Origin of the sequence: Brachybacterium nesterenkovii, assembly GCF_900163655.1 — a bacterium.
GTDB lineage: Bacteria > Actinomycetota > Actinomycetes > Actinomycetales > Dermabacteraceae > Brachybacterium > Brachybacterium nesterenkovii.
Genome location: NZ_FWFG01000030.1, coordinates 23,013 through 40,951, shown reverse-complemented (window position 1 = coordinate 40,951; position 17,939 = coordinate 23,013). Strand labels below are relative to the sequence as shown.

The window sequence follows — 17,939 nt, the reverse complement described above, 5'->3', positions numbered from 1 at the left end:
GACGGATCGGGATCCCTCCCGCGGAGCGGTCGGCGATCAGGCTTCGGAGACGGCGGTGGACTCGGAGATGATCTGGGGACGGAGGTCCTCCGCCGCCGGCGTCCAGGTGCCCGCGTCGGCCGCGACCTGCTCGCCCGTGCGGATATCGCGCACCTGGTCCTCCTTGCCCTCGGCGCCGGGGAACCAGACGAAGGGGATCGAGCGCTTGTCCGCCGCCTTGATCTGCTTGCCGAACCGGGCCGCGCTCGCCGCGATCTCCGTCGGGATCCCCCGGGCGCGCAGTCGCGAGGCCACGGCCTCGCTCGCCGTCCGGTGCTCCTCATCGGCCACGGACACGAGCACGCAGGTGGGCACGGGGCGGCTCGCGCGCACGGACCCGGTCGACAGCAGGCGCGAGACGACGCGGGACAGCCCGATGGACAGGCCGACGCCCGGGTAGGTGTGGCGGTTGTCGGCGGCGAGGCGGTCGTAGCGCCCGCCCGAGCAGATCGACCCGAGCGACTCGTGCCCGTGCACGAAGGTCTCGAAGACGGTGCCCGTGTAGTAGTCGAGGCCGCGGGCGATCGACAGGTCGGCCACGCAGGCACCCGGCACGGCCGCGTTCACGCGGCGCAGCACGGCGGCGAGCTCGGCGATGCCCTGCTCGAGCATCTCCCCGCTCGCGCCGAGGGCGCGCACCTGCTGGCCGAAGGAGTCGTCGGCGGTGCGGATGCCGGCGAAGGCGAGGCAGGCGCGGGCCTGCTCGTCCGTCGCCCCCGCGTCGGCGACGAGGAGCTCGGCGACCTTCTCCGGCCCGATCTTGGCGAGCTTGTCCAGGGAGCGCAGCACCGCGGGGATGTCCGTGAGGCCGATGGAGGTGAAGAAGCCCTCGGAGAGGCGGCGGTTGTTGGCGTGGATGGTGAACCCCGGCAGCGGCAGCTGCGCGAGGATCTCGGCCATCACGATCGCGACCTCGGCCTCGATGTGGTCGGGCAGGACGTCCTGGCCGATCACGTCGAGATCGGCCTGGTAGAACTCGCGGAACCGTCCGTCCTGGGGGCGCTCGCCGCGCCATACCTTCTGGATCTGGAAGCGGCGGAACGGGAAGGCCAGATCGTTCTGGTGCTCGAGGACGTAGCGGGCCAGCGGCACCGTCAGGTCGAAGTGGAGGCCCAGCTGGCGGTCCGGATCGGCGTCGGCGCCGTCGTCCTCGGCGTGCAGGCGCCGCAGGACGTACACCTCCTTGTCGATCTCCCCCTTGCGCAACAGCTGGCTCATCGGCTCGACCGCGCGGGTCTCCAGGCCGGAGAACCCGTGCAGCTCGGCGACGCGGCGGAACGTGTCGATGACGTGCTGCTCGACGATCCTCTCGGCGGGGAGCCATTCGGGGAATCCGGACAGGGCGCTGATCTTCGCCATCGGGTGATCTCCTGGGCCTCGGGGAGGCGTGCTGGGTGCGGGTGGGCAGGTGGTGCGCCTCCATTATCCGCGGCCCGTGCGCCCGGGCCGAACGGGGAGGTGGCGGGCCCCCGCAGGGTTGTAGAGTCTCGTGCCAGATGCCTCCGCATCTCCCCCGTCCATGCCGCCTCGCGGCAGTGCCCGCCCTGCAGCGGAACCCACCGAAGGAGCTCCCCGTGAGCGAGTCCGAGACTCCTGCCCCTCGTCCCGTCCCCCGCCCCGTGCCGCGTCCGGCCGCACCGAGCCCGGCCGTCCTGGCCGCGCGTCCGGCCGACGCCGCCCCGCTCATCCCCGTGGCCCCGCCCGTGGTCGAGCACGACGAGGCCCAGGTCGCCGAGGCGCTCGCCTTCGGCGCCGTCGCCGAGGACGGCACGGTCACGGTCACCGACGGGACCCAGGTGCGCGAGATCGGGAAGGCCGAGGACCCGAGCGATCACGAGGCCGCTCTGCGCCCCTTCGCGCACGCCTACCTCGATCTCGTCGCGTTCCTCGACCAGACCGAGTCCCGCCTCGCGGCGCCGACGCATACGCAGGCCGAGCTCAACCGCCTCCTCGAGCAGCTGCGCAAGAACCTCAAGGAGCCGCAGGTCGTCGGCGATATCCCCGCCCTGCGCAAGCGCGCCGGCGAGCTGCGGGAGAAGGCCAAGGAGCTGATCCAGGGGCTCGAGGCCGAGCGCACCAAGGCCCGCGAGGAGGCCACCGCGCGCCGCACCGCCTTCGTCGAGTCGATCGAGGAGCTCGTCTCGCAGGATCCCTCGCGGATCTCGTGGAAGAGCGCCGGCGAGACCATGCGGCAGATGGTGCCCACCTGGAAGGCCATGCAGAAGGAGGACGTCTCCCTCGACCGGCCCACCGAGGACGCCCTGTGGAAGCGCCTGTCGGCGGCCCGCGGCACCTTCGACCGCGTCCGCCGCCAGTTCTTCTCCCAGCTCGACGAGCAGCACGCCGAGGCCGAGCGCGTCAAGGAGGAGCTGATCGCCCGCGCCGAGTCCCTGCAGGACTCGACCGACTGGGGGCCGACGGTCCGCGAGTTCCGCTCGCTCATGGACTCCTGGCGCCAGGCCCCGCGCGGCAACCGGAAGAAGGACGACCAGCAGTGGACGCGCTTCAAGGCCGCGCAGGACACGTTCTTCGCTGCCCGCAATGCGGACCTGCAGGCCTCCGACGCCGAGCAGCACGAGAACCTCCAGGTCAAGGAGCAGCTGCTGACCGAGGCCGAGGCGCTGCTGCCGGTCCAGGACCACAAGCAGGCCGCTGAGGCGCTGCGCCGCATCCAGGACCGCTGGGAGGAGGCCGGGAAGGTGCCGCGCGCCGATATGCGCCGCATAGAGGATCGCCTCCACGCCGTCGAGCGCGCCGTGAAGAAGGCCGAGGACGACGAGTGGCGCCGCACCGATCCCCGCACGAAGGCGCGCGTCGAGGGCGCGTCCTCGCAGCTGCAGGCCGCGATCGCCTCCTACGAGGAGGACCTCGCCAAGGCCGAGGCCACCGGGGACCCGCAGAAGATCGAGAAGGCCCGCGCCGCTCTCGAGGCCCGCAAGGAGTGGCTCGCCGTCATCGAGCGCTCCGCCCGCGATCTCGGCTGACCCCGCCTCGTCCACCGCACGATCCACAGCCTCCCGCCTGCCGTTGCCCCGCCGCACGGCAGACGGGAGGCTGTCGCGTATGCCGTCTCCGCCCCTCGCCCCCGCTCCGCCCCGCGCCTCCGGCTGCGGGGCCTGGTCCGCCCATGCGGGCGATCTCGCCCGCCGCATCGCGGGCGAGCTGGCCGCCTACCCCGACGGGCCGAGCACCCGCTCATGCGCGCGGCACGACGGTCTCGTGCCTCTGCGCGACGGGGTCTGGGCGCACCCGGCGAGCCTGCTGACGATGCCGGACCGTGCCGTCGCGATCGGCTGCGCGCTCGGCGCGGAACTGTCCGCAGACCTCGTCGTCGCCGGCCTCAGCGCCGCCTGGGTGTTCACGGGCGTCGCCCCGCCGCCGCTGCTCGAGCTCGTCACCACCGCCCGCCCCCGAGCGCTCGCCGGCACGCGCATCCGTCAGGTCGAGGTGTCGCCCGCCGAGGTCGAAGCGATCGGCGGATGCCCCGTCACCATCCCCGTGCGCACCGCGATCGACGTCCTGCGCTTCGCCGCGGACGATGCGCTCGCGCTCCGGGCGGTCGAGGCGCTGCTCCGATCGGGGCACGCCGATCCGCGCGCGATCGACCGGCGCCTCGCATCCTGCGCCGCGCTCCCCCACCTGCGGCGCGCCCGGGCGCGCTGGAGCGCCGTCAGCGCGACGGGGGTCTGAGGGGCCTCAGGCGACGGGCAGGGCCGCGCCCGAGTCGACGCGCTTGCCGTCGGAGGTCACGCGATAGACGTCGTAGACGCCCTCGACCCGCCTCACGGCCGACAGCACCGACTTCAGGTGCGCGGGGTCGGCGAGCTCGAAGGAGAAGTACGCGGTCGCGAGGCGATCGGCCTGCGACTGGCAGTGGACCGACTGGAGGTTCACATGCTGCTCGGCGATGACCACCGAGAGGTCGGTCAGCAGGCGGCTGCGGTCCAGCGCCTCGATCTTGATGTGGACGAGGTAGGCGCTGCCGCTGCGGCCCGACCAGTGCACCGGCACGATCCGGTCCGGCTGGTCGACCTGCAGCTGCTTCGCGTTCGAGCACTGCTCATGGTGGACGGAGATCCCCGCTCCGCGGGTCACGAAGCCCATGATCGGATCGCCGGGGACGGGGCCGCAGCACTTGGCGAGCTTGACCCACAGGTCGTCCTGCCCGTCCACGCTGATGCCCTGGTCGGCGTCGTCGGTGCGATGCGAGCGGTGCGTGCGCGCCTTGGACGGCAGCGCCATCTCGGCGACGTCCTCGGCCGCTCCCTCGTCCCCGCCGAACGCCGCGACGAGGCGGTTGGTGACCGCGGCGGCGCTGACATGGCCCTCGCCGACGGCCGTGTACAGGGCGTCAACGTCCACGAGGTTGAGGTCCACGGCGACCGCCTGCAGCGTGTCGTGGGTGAGCAGGCGGCGCATCGGCAGGTGCTGCTTGCGCAGGGCCTTGGACAGCTCCTCCTTGCCGCGCTCGAGCGCCTCCTCCCGCCGCTCCTTGGAGAACCACTGGCGGATCTTCGTGCGCGCACGCGGGGACGTCACGAAGGCGAGCCAGTCGCGGCTGGGCCCCGCCCCCGGGGCCTTGGACGTGAACACCTCGACGACGTCGCCGGTCGTGAGCTGGGACTCGAGCGACACGAGGCGCCCGTTGACCCGCGCGCCCATCGTCCGATGCCCCACCTCGGTGTGCACAGAGTAGGCGAAGTCGACGGGGGTGGCGCCCTGCGGCAGGGCGATCACATCGCCCTTGGGGGTGAAGACGTACACCTCCTGGCTGCTGATCTCGAAGCGCAGCGACTCGAGGAACTCCCCGGAGTCCTTGGTGTCCTTCTGCCAGTCCATGAGCTGGCGCAGCCACGCCATCTCCTGCGTGCCGGCCCGTGCCATCTCCTGCGGGCCGGACATGGCCTTGTACTTCCAGTGCGCGGCGACGCCGTACTCGGCGCGCCGATGCATCTCGTAGGTGCGGATCTGGATCTCGACGGGCTTGCCCGTCGGCCCGATCACCGTCGTGTGCAGGCTCTGGTAGAGGTTGAACTTGGGCAGCGCGATGTAGTCCTTGAACCGGCCCGGCACCGGGGACCAGCGCGAGTGCAGGATCCCCAGGACCCCGTAGCAGTCGCGCACCGAGTCCACGAGCACGCGGATCCCCACCAGGTCGTAGATGTCCGCGAAGTCGCGCCCGCGCACGATCATCTTCTGGTAGATCGAGTAGTAGTGCTTGGGGCGCCCGCTGACCTCGGCGCGGATGCGCGCCTTGCGCAGGTCCTCGTTGATCTGGTCCGTGACCGCCTGCAGGTACTGGTCGCGGGCCGGCGCGTGCTGGGCCACGAGCGCGACGATCTCGTCGTACACCTTGGGGTAGAGCGCGCGGAACGAGAGGTCTTCGAGCTCCCACTTCATCGTGTTGAGGCCGAGGCGGTGCGCGAGGGGCGCGTAGATCTCGAGGGTCTCCTTGGCCTTCCGCTCGGCCGAGGACGCGGAGACGTACTTCCAGGTGCGCGCGTTGTGGAGGCGGTCGGCGAGCTTGATGAGCAGGACGCGGATGTCACGGCTCATCGCGACGATCATCTTGCGGACGGTCTCCGCCTGCGCGGCCTCGCCGAACTGGATCTTGTCAAGCTTGGTGACCCCGTCCACCAGCAGCGCGATCTCCTCCCCGAACTCGGAGCGGAGGCGCTCGAGGGAGTAGTCGGTGTCCTCGACCGTGTCGTGCAGGAGAGCCGCCGCGAGGACCTCCTTGGGCGAGCCGAGCTCGGCCAGGATCGTCGCGACGGACACGGGGTGCGTGATGTACGGGTCGCCGCTCTTGCGGAACTGCCCGCGGTGGCAGGCCTCGGCGACGCGGTATGCCCGCTCGAGCAGCGCGGTGTCCTCGCGCCCGCTGGTCCGCACGGCGGCCTGGAGCAGCGGATCGAGGATCCGGTCGGGACCGGCCGCCTTGGAGCCGAAGAACCCGCGCCGGGCGCGCCGCGCGCGGGCGCCCGCGAGCGGATCGACCGTCCTGCCGCTGCGATCTCCCTCGTCCACGGGGGCCTCCCTTCGCCGAAGCCTCAGTCTACGAGCGCCGGGAGGCATCGGCCGACCGCGTCCGCCGCGGGCGGACGCGCCGGGCGCGCGCCGACGGCGGGCCGCACGGCGCGCTCGTCAGTTCGGGATGGACCAGAGCGCGGAGACGGGGAGGTCAGCGAGCTTGTCCCGCCCGCCCAGGCCCTCGAGCTCGATGAGGAAGGAGGCGCCCAGCAGCTCGGCCTCGAAGTCGCGGACGAGCTCGGCCGTGGCCTGCGCGGTGCCGCCGGTGGCGAGCAGGTCGTCGACGATCACGACGCGCTGGCCGGGGGCGATGGCGCCCTGGGCGATCTCGACGGTCGCCGTGCCGTACTCCAGCGAGTAGGTGACCGAGCGCGGGAAGCCGGGGAGCTTGCCCGCCTTGCGCACCGGCACGAAGCCGATCCCGAGCTCGTAGGCGAGCGGGGCGCCGAGGACGAAGCCCCGGGCCTCGGTGCCGACGATCACGTCGAGGTCCGCGGGCAGCAGCGAGCACCAGTGCGCGATGACCTTGCGCATCGCCGGGCCGTCGGCCAGCAGCGGCGTGATGTCCCGGAACAGGACGCCGGGCTCCGGGAAGTCCGGGAACTCGGCGATGCGGCCGGTCATGAGCTCGTGGATCTCCGCGGCGGAGGGGACCTGGGCGGGATCGGAGAGGCGGTCGGTGTGCATGGGGCTTCCTGGTGTCTCAGCGGCGCCGACGGCGCGTGGTGCGCCGCGGCTGGTGGCGGACGGCGGCGGCGCCGTCGTCCCGGTCGGTGGGAGCGGCGTCGTGCGCGCGGGCGCCGGAGGCGCTGAGGACGGCGGGCTCGGGAGCGTCATCGGCGGCGTCGGCCTCGTCGGACTGGGCGGGGCCCGCAGCAGGCGCCTCGACGGGGGCGCGACCGGCGACCTCGGCGTCGTGCTCCTGGATCGCCCGCTCGCCGCGGCGCAGATCCGTGAGGAAGCCGGGAGCGAGGAAGATCGAGGAGTACGTGCCGGCGAGGATGCCGACGAACAGGGACAGCGAGATGTCCTTGAGGGTGCCGGCGCCCAGCAGGAAGGCTCCGATGACGAGGATCGACCCGACGGGCAGCAGCGCGACGACCGAGGTGTTGATCGAGCGGACCAGGGTCTGGTTCACGGCGCGCTCGACATTGCCCTCAAAGGTCAGCGGGCTGGAGGCGAGGTCCTCCGTGTTCTCGCGGACCTTGTCGAAGACCACGACGGTGTCGTAGATCGAGTAGCCCAGGATGGTCAGGAAGCCGATGACGGTGGCGGGCGTGATCTCGAAGCCGACGGCGACGTACACCGCGGCGGTCAGCAGCATGTCGTGCAGCAGCGCGAGCATCGCCGCGACCGACGCCTTCACGTTGCGGAAGTACAGCGCCATGACGCCGCCGACCAGCACGAGGAAGACGACGACGGCGCGCAGGGCCGTGAAGGTGACGTCGCCGCCCCAGGTCGGGCCGATGAACGAGCTCGACACGTTGGCGGCGGGCACGGAGTAGGCGCTCGCGAGGTCCTCGGCCAGGGCGCCGGTCTCCTCGCTGGAGAGCTGCTCGGTCTGGACGCGCAGCCCGTCCGACCCGACGGCGGTGATCTTGGGCTCGTTGTCCGGCACATGCTCGCGGACCACATCGCGGGCCGTGGACTGATCGGCCGAGGCGAGGCCGGAGATCTGGAACTCCGAGCCGCCGGTGAACTCGATGCCCAGGTTCGGGCCGCGGACGAGCGCGATCGTCGCCAGGAGCACCAGGACGGCGGCGCTCAGCAGGTACCAGAGGCGGCGACGGCGGACGATCGGGAACTCGCGGCGCCCGGTGTGCAGGTCGTTGCCGAAGCGGGAGAAGGCGGCGGTCACTTCGTGCCCTCCTCATCGGTGGTGGTCGCCGAGGCGGAGCGCGCCTCGGCCTCCTCGCGGGCCCGGCGGGCCTTGCGCTCGGCGAGCGACTCGAAGGGCTCCTCCTCCGCGTCGCGGCGGCGCCGGGAGGCGCTGTCGCGGACGCGGCCGCGCCCGGCGTAGGCGGGCAGGTCGCGCCCCAGCGCGTTGGGGTCGAGCCCGCTGAGCGGGTGCCCCTTGCCGAAGAAGCGCGTGCGCGCGAGGACCTGGAGGATCGGATGCGTGAACAGGAAGACGACCAGGAGGTCCAGCAGGGTGGTCAGGCCGAGCGTGAAGGCGAAGCCGCGCACGCCGCCGGTCGACAGCACGTAGAGGACCACCGCGGCGATGATGTTGACGGTGTCGGAGGCGATGATGGTGCGCGAGGCGCGCTGCCAGCCGTGGTCGACGGCGCTGACGATCCCGCGGCCGTCGCGGATCTCGTCGCGCACGCGCTCGAAGTAGACGATGAACGAGTCCGCGGTGAAGCCGATCGCGACGATGAGGCCGGCGACGCCCGCCAGCGACAGGCGGTAGCCGATCTCCGGCATGTTCGACATGACGGTGATGACGCCGTACGCGAGGGCCCCCATGACGGCGAGGCTCGCGGTGGTGACGGCGGCGAGCACGCGGTACTGGGCGATCGCGTAGAGGACCACGAGCAGCAGGCCGATGAGACCGGCGAGCAGGCCCTTCTCGAGCTGGTCGGAGCCGAGCGTCGCGGAGATCTGCTGCTCGGACTGCACCGTGAACTTCAGCGGCAGGGCGCCGAAGCGGAGCTGATCGGCCAGGAGCTGGGCGCTCTCCTGGGTGAAGTCGCCCTCGATCGACGCGGACGAGGACGTGGGCGCCTGCACCTGCGGGGCGGAGATGACGGTGCCGTCGAGCACCATCGCGAACTGCCCCGTCGCGCCCTCGCCGTTGTAGAGCGCCGTGGTGAGGGCGCCGAACTTCGAGGCGGCGTCGGAGGTGAAGGTCATGTTGACCACGTAGCCGCCGGTGGCCTGGCCCTGGCTGTTGGTCGCGGGGGCCACCTTGGCATCGGCGACGCCGGCGCCCTCGAGCGACTGCGGGCCCAGGAGGTACTTCGTGGTCCCGGCCTCGTCGCACAGCACCACGAGGTCCGTCGGGGCGGCCGTCTCGGCCTGCTCGGCCAGGGCACGCGGGTCCGCGCAGGTGGACTCGGTGAAGATGGTCTGCGCCGCAGGGGTCAGCTGCTCGGGCGACCAGGCGGGGACGCCGCCGTCGGTCGCTCCCCCGGCGTCGGAGGCTCCGCCCGCATCCGAGGCGCCACCCGCATCCGAGGCACCACCGGCATCCGAGGCTCCGCCGGCCGCGCCGTCGGCCGGGCTCACGGAGGCCGTGGTGCTGGGCGGCACGGCGTCGGATGCGCCGCCGGCGTCCGAGGCGCCCGCGGTGCCGTCGCCGACGGCGAGCACGGGCCGGAAGGACATGGCCGCGGTGCGCCGCAGCGCCTCCGAGGTCTTCTCGTCGAGGCGCCCGGGGACGTCGACGACGATGTTCTTCCCGCCCTGGATGCTGATCTCGGTCTCGGCCACGCCGATCGCGTTCACGCGGTCGGACATGATCTGCCGCGCCTGCTCCATGGTGGCGGCGTCGATCGGGCGGCCGTCGAGCGACGAGGCGGTGAGGATCACCTGGGTGCCGCCCTCGAGGTCGAGGGCGAGCTTCGGCGTGGCCTGCCAGCCGCCGCGGGCGATGCCGGCGCCGACGCCTCCTCCGAGGATCAGGAGGATGACGGCCAGCGCGGCCAGAGCGAATCTGCGTGCGGGCATGGCGGCGACGGGGTCCTTGACGGGTCGGTGGCGCGGGCTGTCAGGCGCGGCGGGCACGCGGACGGGCCCGCCGGGGGTGCATCAGAGGCGGTCGCTGTCGCGCGGGGCGCGGTCGGCGTCGTAGGACTCGTACGAGCTTTCCGCCGCGGAGGAGGTCTCCTGGTCGAAGTCGGCAGAGGGCTCCTCGGCGGCGAGGTCGGCGTCATAGCGGCTCTCGGCGTCCTCCGCCGTCCCCGCGTCCGCGGAGGCGGGGTCCTCGCCGACGACGGGGACGCCGTCGGCCGGGTCGACCTTCATGGCGATCGCGGCGCGGGCCCACTTGAGCTGCGAGCCGTCCTCGGCCTCGAGGACCACGGTGTCGTCGTACTCCTCGACGATCAGGCCGTAGAAGCCCGAGTGCGTGCGGACCTCGTCGCCCACGCCGAGCTGCCGGAGCATCTCCTGCTTCTGCTTCTGCACCTTTCGCTGCCGGCTCGACATCATGAACATCGGGATCATCATGACGGCGAAGACGACGAGGAGCATGAGCATGGGATCCATGGGGAGCCTTTCGACAGCGGCACGCGCCGAGGGCGCGCGGGTGACCGGGCCATCCTAGCCGGAGGCCCCTGAACGGGATCGAGCCCCGGGGCCGGGCACGTGATGAGCCCCTCGTGCGCCCGGTGCGCCTCAGAAGCGGCCGAGCGGCGGAGTCGTCCCGGCTCCGGGCGAGGGCGCCGCGAGGCCGACGTGCGCCCAGGTGGCGGGCGTCGCGATCCGACCGCGCGGCGTCCGGGAGATGAGGCCCTCGCGCACGAGGAAGGGCTCGACCATCGTCTCGACGGTCTCGGTCTCCTCCCCCACGGCGACGGCGAGGGTCCCCAGGCCGACCGGTCCGCCGGCGAAGCGCTCGCACAGGGCGCGCAGCACGGCGCGGTCGAGCCGGTCGAGCCCGCGCTCGTCGACCTCGTAGACGGCCAGGGCCGCATGCGCGGCCTCGAGGTCGATGCGCCCGGAGCCGCGCACCTGGGACCAGTCGCGCACGCGCCGCAGGAGGCGGTTGGCGATGCGCGGGGTCCCGCGGCAGCGTCCCGCGATCTCCGCGGCGGCCTCCGCGTCGATCTCGACCTCGAGCCGGGCGGCCGAGCGCGTGATGACGGTCTCGAGCTCGGCGGGGCGGTAGTAATCGAGGTGGCCGGTGAAGCCGAAGCGGTCGCGCAGCGGCGAGGGCAGGAGCCCGGCGCGGGTGGTCGCCCCGACCGCGGTGAACGGCGGCAGCTCGAGCGGGATCGAGGTGGCGCCCACCCCCTTGCCGACGACGACGTCGACCCGGAAGTCTTCCATCGCCATGTAGAGCATCTCCTCGGCCGGGCGCGCGAGGCGGTGGATCTCGTCGATGAACAGCACCTCGCCCTCCTCGAGGGAGGAGAGGATCGCCGCGAGATCGCCCGCGTGCTGGACCGCGGGGCCCGAGGTGATGCGCAGCGGGGCGTTCAGCTCGGCCGCGATGATCATCGCGAGCGTCGTCTTACCGAGCCCCGGCGGGCCCGACAGCAGCATGTGCTCGGGCGCCCGGCCGCGGGCGGCGGCGGCGTCGAGCACGAGCGAGAGCTGCTCGCGCACCACCTGCTGCCCGACGAACTCCGCGAGGCGGCGCGGCCGCAGGGCGGCCTCGGCGGCCCGCTCGAGGGCGCTGGACTCGGCGCTCGTGACGCCGCGCTCCCCCGCCCGCTCGCCCGCCTCGCCGGTCCCCGTGCTCGCCGAGAGGCCGGACTCGAAGGCGCCCGTGCCGGGCGCCGGGCTCACCGGGAGCCTCCGAGGCGGCGCAGCGCCTCGCGCAGAAGCGCTCCGGCGTCGCTCGCACCGTCGCCCGCGGCCTTCGCGACCGCGTCGGCCGCCGCCTTCTCGGGCCACCCCAGGCCGATGAGCGCCTGCACGACATCCCCCTCGGGGCCCGTCGCCGGGGCGTCGGCCGCGAGGGCGGGGGCGGCATCGCCGTCGGCGGAGGCCTCGCCGCTCGGGGCGCCGATGCGGTCCTTGAGCTCGAGCACCATGCGCTGGGCCACCTTGGGGCCGATCCCGGGAGTGCGCGTGATCGCCTTCGTGTCCCCTGCCGCGACCGCGCGGCGCAGGTCGTCCGGCGACAGCACCGCCAGCACCGCGAGGGCGATGCGCGGGCCGATGCCTGAGACCGACTGCACGATGCGGAAGATCTCCGTCTCCTCCGGGCGCGGGAAGCCGTAGAGCGTCAGGGAGTCCTCGCGGACCACGAGCTCAGTGTGCATCGTGAGCTCCTGGCCGTGCCGCGCCTCGGCGAGGGCCTGGGGCGTGGTGCGCACGGCGAAGCCGACGCCGCCGACGTCGAGGACGAGGGCATCGAGGGAGAGGGCGGCGACGCGCCCGGTCAGTGTCGAGATCACGGGACCACTCTAGAACGGGTGTTCGATCAGAAGCGGGAGGTGGAGGTCTCCCGGGCGCGGCGCGCCGAGCGCTCCGCCTGCGCCCACACGGCCTGGGCGCTCGTGCGGGCGCCGCCGGAGGCGTCGGTGCGCACCGGGCCGGGGCCGCGCCACAGCTGGGTGAGCGCGATCGCGAGGGCGTCGGCCGCATCGGCCGGCTTGGGCGGGGCGGACAGTCCCAGCAGGCGCACGAGCATCGTCTGGATCTGCTTCTTGTCCGCACTGCCGTTCCCCGTCACCGCCGCCTTCACCTCGCTGGGGGTGTGCATGGCAATCGGGATGCCCCGCTCGGCCGCCAGCAAGATCGCGATCCCGGAGACCTGGGCGGTGCCCATCACCGTCGGGGTGTTGTTCTGCGCGAAGACGCGCTCGATCGCGACGACGTCGGGCGCGTGCAGCTCGATGACCTCGCGCAGCCCGCGCGAGAGGGCGAGCAGGCGCTGGTCGATCGCATCGTCGGAGCTCGAGCGGATGACGCCCACGTCCACGAGGGTCGCGCCGCGCCCGGCACCGGCGTCGAGGACGCCGATGCCGCAGCGGGTGAGACCGGGGTCGACCCCCAGGACGCGCAGCGTCACGACCGCTCCCCCGCCCGCGGGATCAGTCCTCGGCCTCGAGCTGGGCGGCGACGTCCTCGGGGATCTCGATGTTCGTGTAGACGTTCTGGACGTCGTCGCTGTCCTCGAGCGCGTCGATGAGGCGGAACACCTTCTGCGCGCCCTCGAGGTCCACGGCGGTGCGCATCGTCGGCACGAACTGCGCCTCGGCGCTGTCGTAGTCGATGCCGGCGTCCTGCAGGGCGGTGCGGACGGCCACGACGTCGCTGGCCTCGGAGATGATCTCGAAGGTCTCGCCCTCGTCGGAGATCTCCTCGGCGCCCGCGTCGAGGACCACCTCGAGCAGCTCGTCCTCGGTGTGCTCGCCCTGGGGCAGGGTCACGACGCCCTTGCGGTGGAACATGTAGGACACCGAGCCGGAGTCGGCCATGTTGCCGCCGTTGCGGCTGAACGCCACGCGGACCTCGGAGACCGCACGGTTCTTGTTGTCGGTGAGGCACTCGACGAGGACGGCCACGCCGCCGGGCGCGTAGCCCTCGTACATGAGCGTCTGGTAGTCGGCGCCGCCGGCCTCCTGGCCGCCGCCGCGCTTGACCGCGCGCTCGATATTGTCGTTGGGGACCGAGGTCTTCTTGGCCTTCTGGATGGCGTCGAAGAGCGTCGGGTTGCCCGCGGGGTCGGCGCCGCCGGTGCGCGCCGCGACCTCGATGTTCTTGATCAGCTTGGCGAACAGCTTGCCGCGCTTGGCATCGATCGCGGCCTTCTTGTGCTTGGTCGTCGCCCACTTGGAATGACCCGACATGACTCTCCTTCGGTGATGGCTGGCGGCGCCGGGGCGCCCGTCCGGGACCCGAGGGGGATCCGTTCGGGCACGCTGCGCGTCGCTCCATTGTACGAGCGCACGGCCCCTCCCCCGGACCGGGAGGGCCGGGGCGTCAGGCGCGGGCCCCGACGGCCTCGACGGCGGCGGGATCATGCGCGGGCGCGACGGGGCGCTCGGCACCCCCAGAGGACGCGCGCCGGGCGACGGGCCGGGTGAGCGCGCCGATGAGCCGCCGGTCGGACGTGATGCGCTCGAGGAGCTCGCGCTCGGCGCGGCGCGTGCGCTCGGTCGAGCGGGAGCACATGACCGAGTTGCGGTCCATGGCCAGCTGCACGGAGGCGCGGATGAGGTCGCGCATCGCGCGCCGCGCGTTGGCGCCGGAGCGGGCCGTCCAGGCCTCGGCGCGGCGGCGGCGGCGCATCGACAGCAGCATCCTCACCTCGTCGGGCGTGAACCAGCCGGCGCGCCCGTACGAGCTGAGCTGACGGCGGATGATCGAGCGCTCGCGCAGGCGCAGCCACAGCAGGATCCCCGCGAGGACGAGGAAGATCGGGAGCTGGACGTACGCGTAGTACTCGAGGAAGGAGCGCAGCGGGTTCTCTGGGTCGACGTCGAGGAAGAACGTCGCACCGTTCCACAGGGCGTGGAGGCACATGCCCAGCGACAGCCCTCCCAGCCCGAGGCCCGCGTACAGCAGCAGCGAGCGGCGCTCGGCGGCGAGCCCGATCCCGATCCCCGCGAGCGAGGTGAAGCTGGCGTGGGCGAAGGGCGACATGATGCCGCGCAGCAGGAAGGTCTGCCAGAAGGCGTCGACCTCCCCCGCGGCCTGGGACTCGAGGAAGGCGCTGCCGAAGTAGAGGATGTTCTCGGTGAAGGCGAAGCCGCCGGCGATGAGGATCGCGTAGACCACGCCGTCGAGGGGGCCGGAGATGAAGCGGCGCCCGAAGATCAGCAGCACGAGCAGCCCGGCGGACTTCATGGACTCCTCGACGACGGGCGCCTGCACGACGGCGCCGAGGAACTGGGCGGAGTCCTCCTCGGCCCCGATCGCCGAGATCGCGAACTCGGCGATGCTGCCCACCAGGAGCGCGAGGGCGACGGACATCGCGGCGCCCCACGCGAAGGCGAAGACGAGCGTGACCCGCGGCTGGGGCGTGTAGCGATCGAGCCACCACACGGCCGAGAGCACGATCGCGACCGGCACCAGCGCGGCCGTGAAGGCGACCAGCGATGTCCCCAGGCCCATGGGGCGGATCGCGAGGAACCAGACGCCGACCGCGATGAGCGCGAGCGCCGTGAACGCGATCGACCAGATGAGGCGGCGCACCCACGGGCGCGTGGGCCGCACGGGACCGGTGCCGTCGGCCTCCCCGAGCCGTCCCGGCGCCCGCGGATCGGAGCGCGCGACGTCGTAGCCGTAGCCGTCGCCGCGCGGCGGGGCGGGTCGCGCCGGAGCGCGCCCGGGAGCGGGCGGGATCGGGGGTGCCGGATTCTTCACATCGCCTCCTGCGCGCGGTCGCTGCCCGGTGTGCGGTCTGCGCCCATGGTGCTGGACGGGTCCATTGTGCTGGACGGGCGCGGGCGCGGGACAGCATCGGCCGCGTCCGGCCCGGGCTCTCGCATCAGCCGTCCGCCGCCTCGCCGTCGGGCCACGCCTCGGCGAACATGCGCCGCGTGTCCGCCAGCAGGATCGGCAGCGCCTTCGTCCGCGCCACGATCGGCAGGAAGTTCGCGTCCCCCTGCCAGCGCGGGACCACGTGCTGATGCAGATGGGCGGCGATCCCGGCCCCCGCCACCTCGCCCTGGTTCATGCCCAGGTTGAAGCCTGCGGGCTTCGAGACGGCGCGCACCACCCGCATCGCCGTCCGCGTCAGCTCCGCGACCTCGAGGACCTCCTGCTCGGTGAGCTCGGTGTAGTCGGCGACGTGGCGGTACGGGCAGACGAGCAGGTGGCCGCTGTTGTAGGGGAACAGGTTCAGGATCACGAAGGCGCTGGTGCCGCGGTGGACGATGAGCGCGTCCTCGTCGGACCTGCCCGGCCCCGCGCAGAACGGGCACTGCTCGGCGTCGGCGGGGTCGTCGGGCTTGCCCTCGCCCTGGATGTACACCATGCGGTGCGGGGTCCAGAGGCGGTCCAGGGCGTCGGGCTCGCCGGGGAAGGCCGCGGAGTCCTCGACCCGCACGTCCTTCCCCGGTCCCGCTGCCGCGGTGCCCTCGGCACCGCCGTCCGGGCCGCCGTCCGCGGCGCTCATCGTCGTGCCCTCGCGGTCGGTCACACCTGCACCTTGTCCCGGATCGCCGCGACGATGCGCTCGACCGCCTCGTCCACGGGGATCCCGTTGTCCTGGCTGCCGTCGCGCATGCGGAAGGAGACCGCGCCCTTGTCCATGTCCTCCCCGCCGGCGATGAGCTGGAAGGGGACCTTGGCCTTGGTGTGGTTGCGGATCTTCTTGGGCATGCGGTCATCGGAGTCGTCGATCTCGATGCGCACGCCGCGGGCGCGGAGCTTCGCGGCGACGTCTTCGAGATAGGGCACGTACTCCGAGGCCACGGGGATGCCGACCGCCTGCACGGGGGCCAGCCACACCGGGAAGGCTCCCGCGTAGTGCTCGAGGAGCACGCCGAAGAAGCGCTCGATCGAGCCGAACAGGGCGCGGTGGATCATCACGGGGCGCTGGCGGGTGCCGTCGGCCGCCGTGTACTCGAGGTCGAAGCGCTCGGGCAGGTTGAAGTCGAGCTGGATGGTCGACATCTGCCAGGTGCGGCCGATCGCGTCGCGCGCCTGCACCGAGATCTTGGGGCCGTAGAACGCGGCGCCGCCCGGATCCGGGACGAGCTCGAGGCCCGAGGCGGTCGCGACCTCGCGCAGCGTCTCGGTCGCCTCCTCCCACGTCGCGTCGTCGCCCACGGACTTCTCGGGGTTGCGGGTGGACAGCTCGAGGTAGAAGTCGTCGAGGCCGTAGTCCTTGAGCAGGTCCAGGACGAAGGTGAGCAGGTTCGTGAGCTCGTCGCGCATCTGCTCGCGGGTGCAGTAGATGTGCGCATCGTCCTGCGTGAAGCCGCGGGCGCGGGTGAGGCCGTGGACCACGCCGGACTTCTCGTTGCGGTACACGGTGCCGAACTCGAACAGCCGCAGCGGCAGCTCGCGGTAGGAGCGCCCGCGCGAGCGGAAGATCAGGTTGTGCATCGGGCAGTTCATGGGCTTGAGGTAGTAGTCCTGGCCCTGCTTGGTGACGTTGCCCTCGGCGTCGCGCTCCTCGTCCATGTGCATGGGCGGGTACATGCCCTCGCGGTACCAGTCGAGGTGCCCGGAGGTCTCGAACAGCTGCCCCTTGGTGATGTGCGGCGTGTTGACGAAGGAGTAGCCGGTCTCAACATGGCGCTTGCGGGAGTAGTCCTCCATCTCCATGCGGATCATCGCGCCCTTGGGGTGGAACACCGCCAGGCCCGAGCCGATCTCGTCGGGGAAGGAGAACAGGTCGAGCTCGCTGCCCAGGCGGCGGTGGTCGCGCCGCTCGGCCTCGGCGATGCGCTCCTGGTAGGCCTTGAGCTCCTCCTTGGAGGGCCACGCCGTGCCGTAGACGCGCTGCAGCATCGGGTTCTTCTCGCTGCCGCGCCAGTAGGCGGCGGCCGAGCGGGTCAGGGCGAAGCCGTTGCCGATCAGCTTGGTGGAGGGCAGGTGCGGGCCGCGGCACAGGTCGGTCCAGGCGACCTCGCCGCCGCGGCGGACGTTGTCGTACATCGTGAGCCCGCCGTCGCCGACCTCGACGCTCGCGCCCTCGGCCGCCTCGCCGGCATTCGACTTCAGGCCGATGAGCTCGAGCTTGTAGGGCTCGGAGGCCTCCTCGGCGCGGGCGTCGTCATCGCTGATCTCCCGGCGCACGAAGGCCTGGCCCTCGCGGACGATCCGCCCCATCTCCTTCTCGAGGGCCTTGAGGTCCTCGGGGGTGAACGGCTCGGCGACGTCGAAGTCGTAGTAGAAGCCGTCGGTGATGGGCGGGCCGATGCCCAGCTTGGCCTCGGGGTTGATGCGCTGGACCGCCTGCGCGAGGACGTGGGCCGCGCTGTGGCGGAGGATCGCGAGACCGTCGGGGCTCGAGATCTCGACCGCCTCGACCGCCTGCCCGTCGGCGAGGCGGGTCGCGAGGTCCCGCAGCTCGCCGTCGATGCGGAGGGCGACCACCTCCTTGCGCCCCTCGAAGAGGTCGGTGCCGGTCGTCCCCTCCTCGAGGGATCGGGGATTTCCGTCGAGGGTGATGGCGAGCTCGGCCACTGCGGTCTCCTTCGGAGGTAGGGGCGAGCCGGCCCACGATGCCGGCTCCGCCGACCATCGTAGTGCGGCACGGCGACCCGCGACCCGCGCACCCGCGCCCATGGCAC

At 72.5% G+C, this 17,939-nt stretch carries 15 protein-coding genes; 2 read left to right on the top strand and 13 right to left on the bottom strand.

Annotation, left to right across the window (positions count from 1 at the left end; all coding sequences use genetic code 11):
• Positions 1 to 36: 36 nt before the first annotated feature.
• Complete coding sequence (gene hisS, locus FM110_RS03415) at positions 37 to 1,398, bottom strand: histidine--tRNA ligase (protein WP_087102679.1); 1,362 nt, start codon at positions 1,396 to 1,398, stop codon at positions 37 to 39.
• A 215-nt stretch (positions 1,399 to 1,613) separates the two neighbouring features.
• On the opposite strand from hisS, the gene FM110_RS03410 reads away from it, so the two are divergent.
• Together FM110_RS03410 and FM110_RS03405 are read left to right on the top strand one after the other, a co-directional pair.
• Positions 1,614 to 3,023, top strand: coding sequence for a DUF349 domain-containing protein (locus tag FM110_RS03410; protein WP_234991874.1), 1,410 nt, complete (start codon positions 1,614 to 1,616; stop codon positions 3,021 to 3,023).
• 79 nt (positions 3,024 to 3,102) lie between these two features.
• Entirely contained in the window at positions 3,103 to 3,729 is a 627-nt protein-coding gene (locus FM110_RS03405; protein ID WP_087102675.1) for a hypothetical protein, read from the top strand.
• Between the two features lie 6 nt (positions 3,730 to 3,735).
• Here the strand turns inward: FM110_RS03405 and FM110_RS03400 are convergent, their stop codons facing one another.
• The 12 genes from FM110_RS03400 to thrS all read right to left on the bottom strand — a co-directional run bounded on the left by FM110_RS03400 (position 3,736) and on the right by thrS (position 17,832).
• A complete protein-coding gene (locus FM110_RS03400; protein WP_087102673.1) occupies positions 3,736 to 6,114 on the bottom strand; it encodes a RelA/SpoT family protein in 2,379 nt (792 codons plus the stop codon).
• Between the two features lie 69 nt (positions 6,115 to 6,183).
• Positions 6,184 to 6,756 (bottom strand): adenine phosphoribosyltransferase, encoded by a 573-nt coding sequence (locus FM110_RS03395; protein ID WP_087102671.1) that lies wholly within the window; start codon positions 6,754 to 6,756, stop codon positions 6,184 to 6,186.
• Between the two features lie 16 nt (positions 6,757 to 6,772).
• Positions 6,773 to 7,927 (bottom strand): protein translocase subunit SecF, encoded by a 1,155-nt coding sequence (gene secF, locus FM110_RS14720; RefSeq protein WP_087102669.1) that lies wholly within the window; start codon positions 7,925 to 7,927, stop codon positions 6,773 to 6,775.
• On the bottom strand, positions 7,924 to 9,741 hold the full coding sequence (secD, locus tag FM110_RS03385; protein ID WP_087102667.1) for a protein translocase subunit SecD: 1,818 nt from the start codon (positions 9,739 to 9,741) through the stop codon (positions 7,924 to 7,926). The genes secF and secD overlap by 4 nt, the downstream gene beginning before the upstream one ends.
• 81 nt (positions 9,742 to 9,822) lie before the next feature.
• Positions 9,823 to 10,281, bottom strand: coding sequence for a preprotein translocase subunit YajC (gene yajC / locus FM110_RS03380; RefSeq protein WP_087102664.1), 459 nt, complete (start codon positions 10,279 to 10,281; stop codon positions 9,823 to 9,825).
• Positions 10,282 to 10,410: 129 nt separating this feature from the next.
• Entirely contained in the window at positions 10,411 to 11,526 is a 1,116-nt protein-coding gene (ruvB, locus tag FM110_RS03375) for a Holliday junction branch migration DNA helicase RuvB (RefSeq protein ID WP_087102662.1), read from the bottom strand.
• Positions 11,523 to 12,140, bottom strand: a complete 618-nt coding sequence (gene ruvA, locus FM110_RS03370; protein ID WP_087102660.1) for a Holliday junction branch migration protein RuvA — start codon at positions 12,138 to 12,140, stop codon at positions 11,523 to 11,525. Before ruvA ends, ruvB begins: the two co-directional genes overlap by 4 nt.
• Positions 12,141 to 12,166: 26 nt before the next feature.
• Positions 12,167 to 12,757: a crossover junction endodeoxyribonuclease RuvC gene (ruvC, locus tag FM110_RS03365; RefSeq protein ID WP_087102658.1), complete on the bottom strand. Its 591-nt coding sequence runs from the start codon at positions 12,755 to 12,757 to the stop codon at positions 12,167 to 12,169.
• 22 nt (positions 12,758 to 12,779) lie between these two features.
• Positions 12,780 to 13,538, bottom strand: coding sequence for a YebC/PmpR family DNA-binding transcriptional regulator (locus FM110_RS03360; RefSeq protein ID WP_087102657.1), 759 nt, complete (start codon positions 13,536 to 13,538; stop codon positions 12,780 to 12,782).
• A gap of 133 nt (positions 13,539 to 13,671) precedes the next feature.
• Positions 13,672 to 15,057 (bottom strand): PrsW family intramembrane metalloprotease, encoded by a 1,386-nt coding sequence (locus FM110_RS03355; protein WP_268802189.1) that lies wholly within the window; start codon positions 15,055 to 15,057, stop codon positions 13,672 to 13,674.
• Between the two features lie 124 nt (positions 15,058 to 15,181).
• On the bottom strand, positions 15,182 to 15,811 hold the full coding sequence (locus tag FM110_RS03350; RefSeq protein WP_087102771.1) for an HIT family protein: 630 nt from the start codon (positions 15,809 to 15,811) through the stop codon (positions 15,182 to 15,184).
• A gap of 20 nt (positions 15,812 to 15,831) precedes the next feature.
• Positions 15,832 to 17,832 carry a threonine--tRNA ligase gene (thrS, locus tag FM110_RS03345; RefSeq protein ID WP_087102655.1) on the bottom strand — a complete coding sequence of 667 codons (2,001 nt, stop codon included), beginning with the start codon at positions 17,830 to 17,832 and terminating at the stop codon, positions 15,832 to 15,834.
• Positions 17,833 to 17,939 lie beyond the last annotated feature (107 nt).

What these genes read in the sequence shown, in the direction of transcription:
- FM110_RS03360 (WP_087102657.1), bottom strand. Translation starts at nt 13,538, where the DNA reads ATGTCGGGTCATTCCAAGTGGGCGACGACCAAGCACAAGAAGGCCGCG.
- FM110_RS03350 (WP_087102771.1), bottom strand. Translation starts at nt 15,811, where the DNA reads ATGAGCGCCGCGGACGGCGGCCCGGACGGCGGTGCCGAGGGCACCGCG.
- yajC (WP_087102664.1), bottom strand. Translation starts at nt 10,281, where the DNA reads ATGGATCCCATGCTCATGCTCCTCGTCGTCTTCGCCGTCATGATGATC.
- FM110_RS03395 (WP_087102671.1), bottom strand. Translation starts at nt 6,756, where the DNA reads ATGCACACCGACCGCCTCTCCGATCCCGCCCAGGTCCCCTCCGCCGCG.
- hisS (WP_087102679.1), bottom strand. Translation starts at nt 1,398, where the DNA reads ATGGCGAAGATCAGCGCCCTGTCCGGATTCCCCGAATGGCTCCCCGCC.
- secD (WP_087102667.1), bottom strand. Translation starts at nt 9,741, where the DNA reads ATGCCCGCACGCAGATTCGCTCTGGCCGCGCTGGCCGTCATCCTCCTG.
- FM110_RS03405 (WP_087102675.1), top strand. Translation starts at nt 3,103, where the DNA reads ATGCCGTCTCCGCCCCTCGCCCCCGCTCCGCCCCGCGCCTCCGGCTGC.
- FM110_RS03400 (WP_087102673.1), bottom strand. Translation starts at nt 6,114, where the DNA reads ATGCCTCCCGGCGCTCGTAGACTGAGGCTTCGGCGAAGGGAGGCCCCC.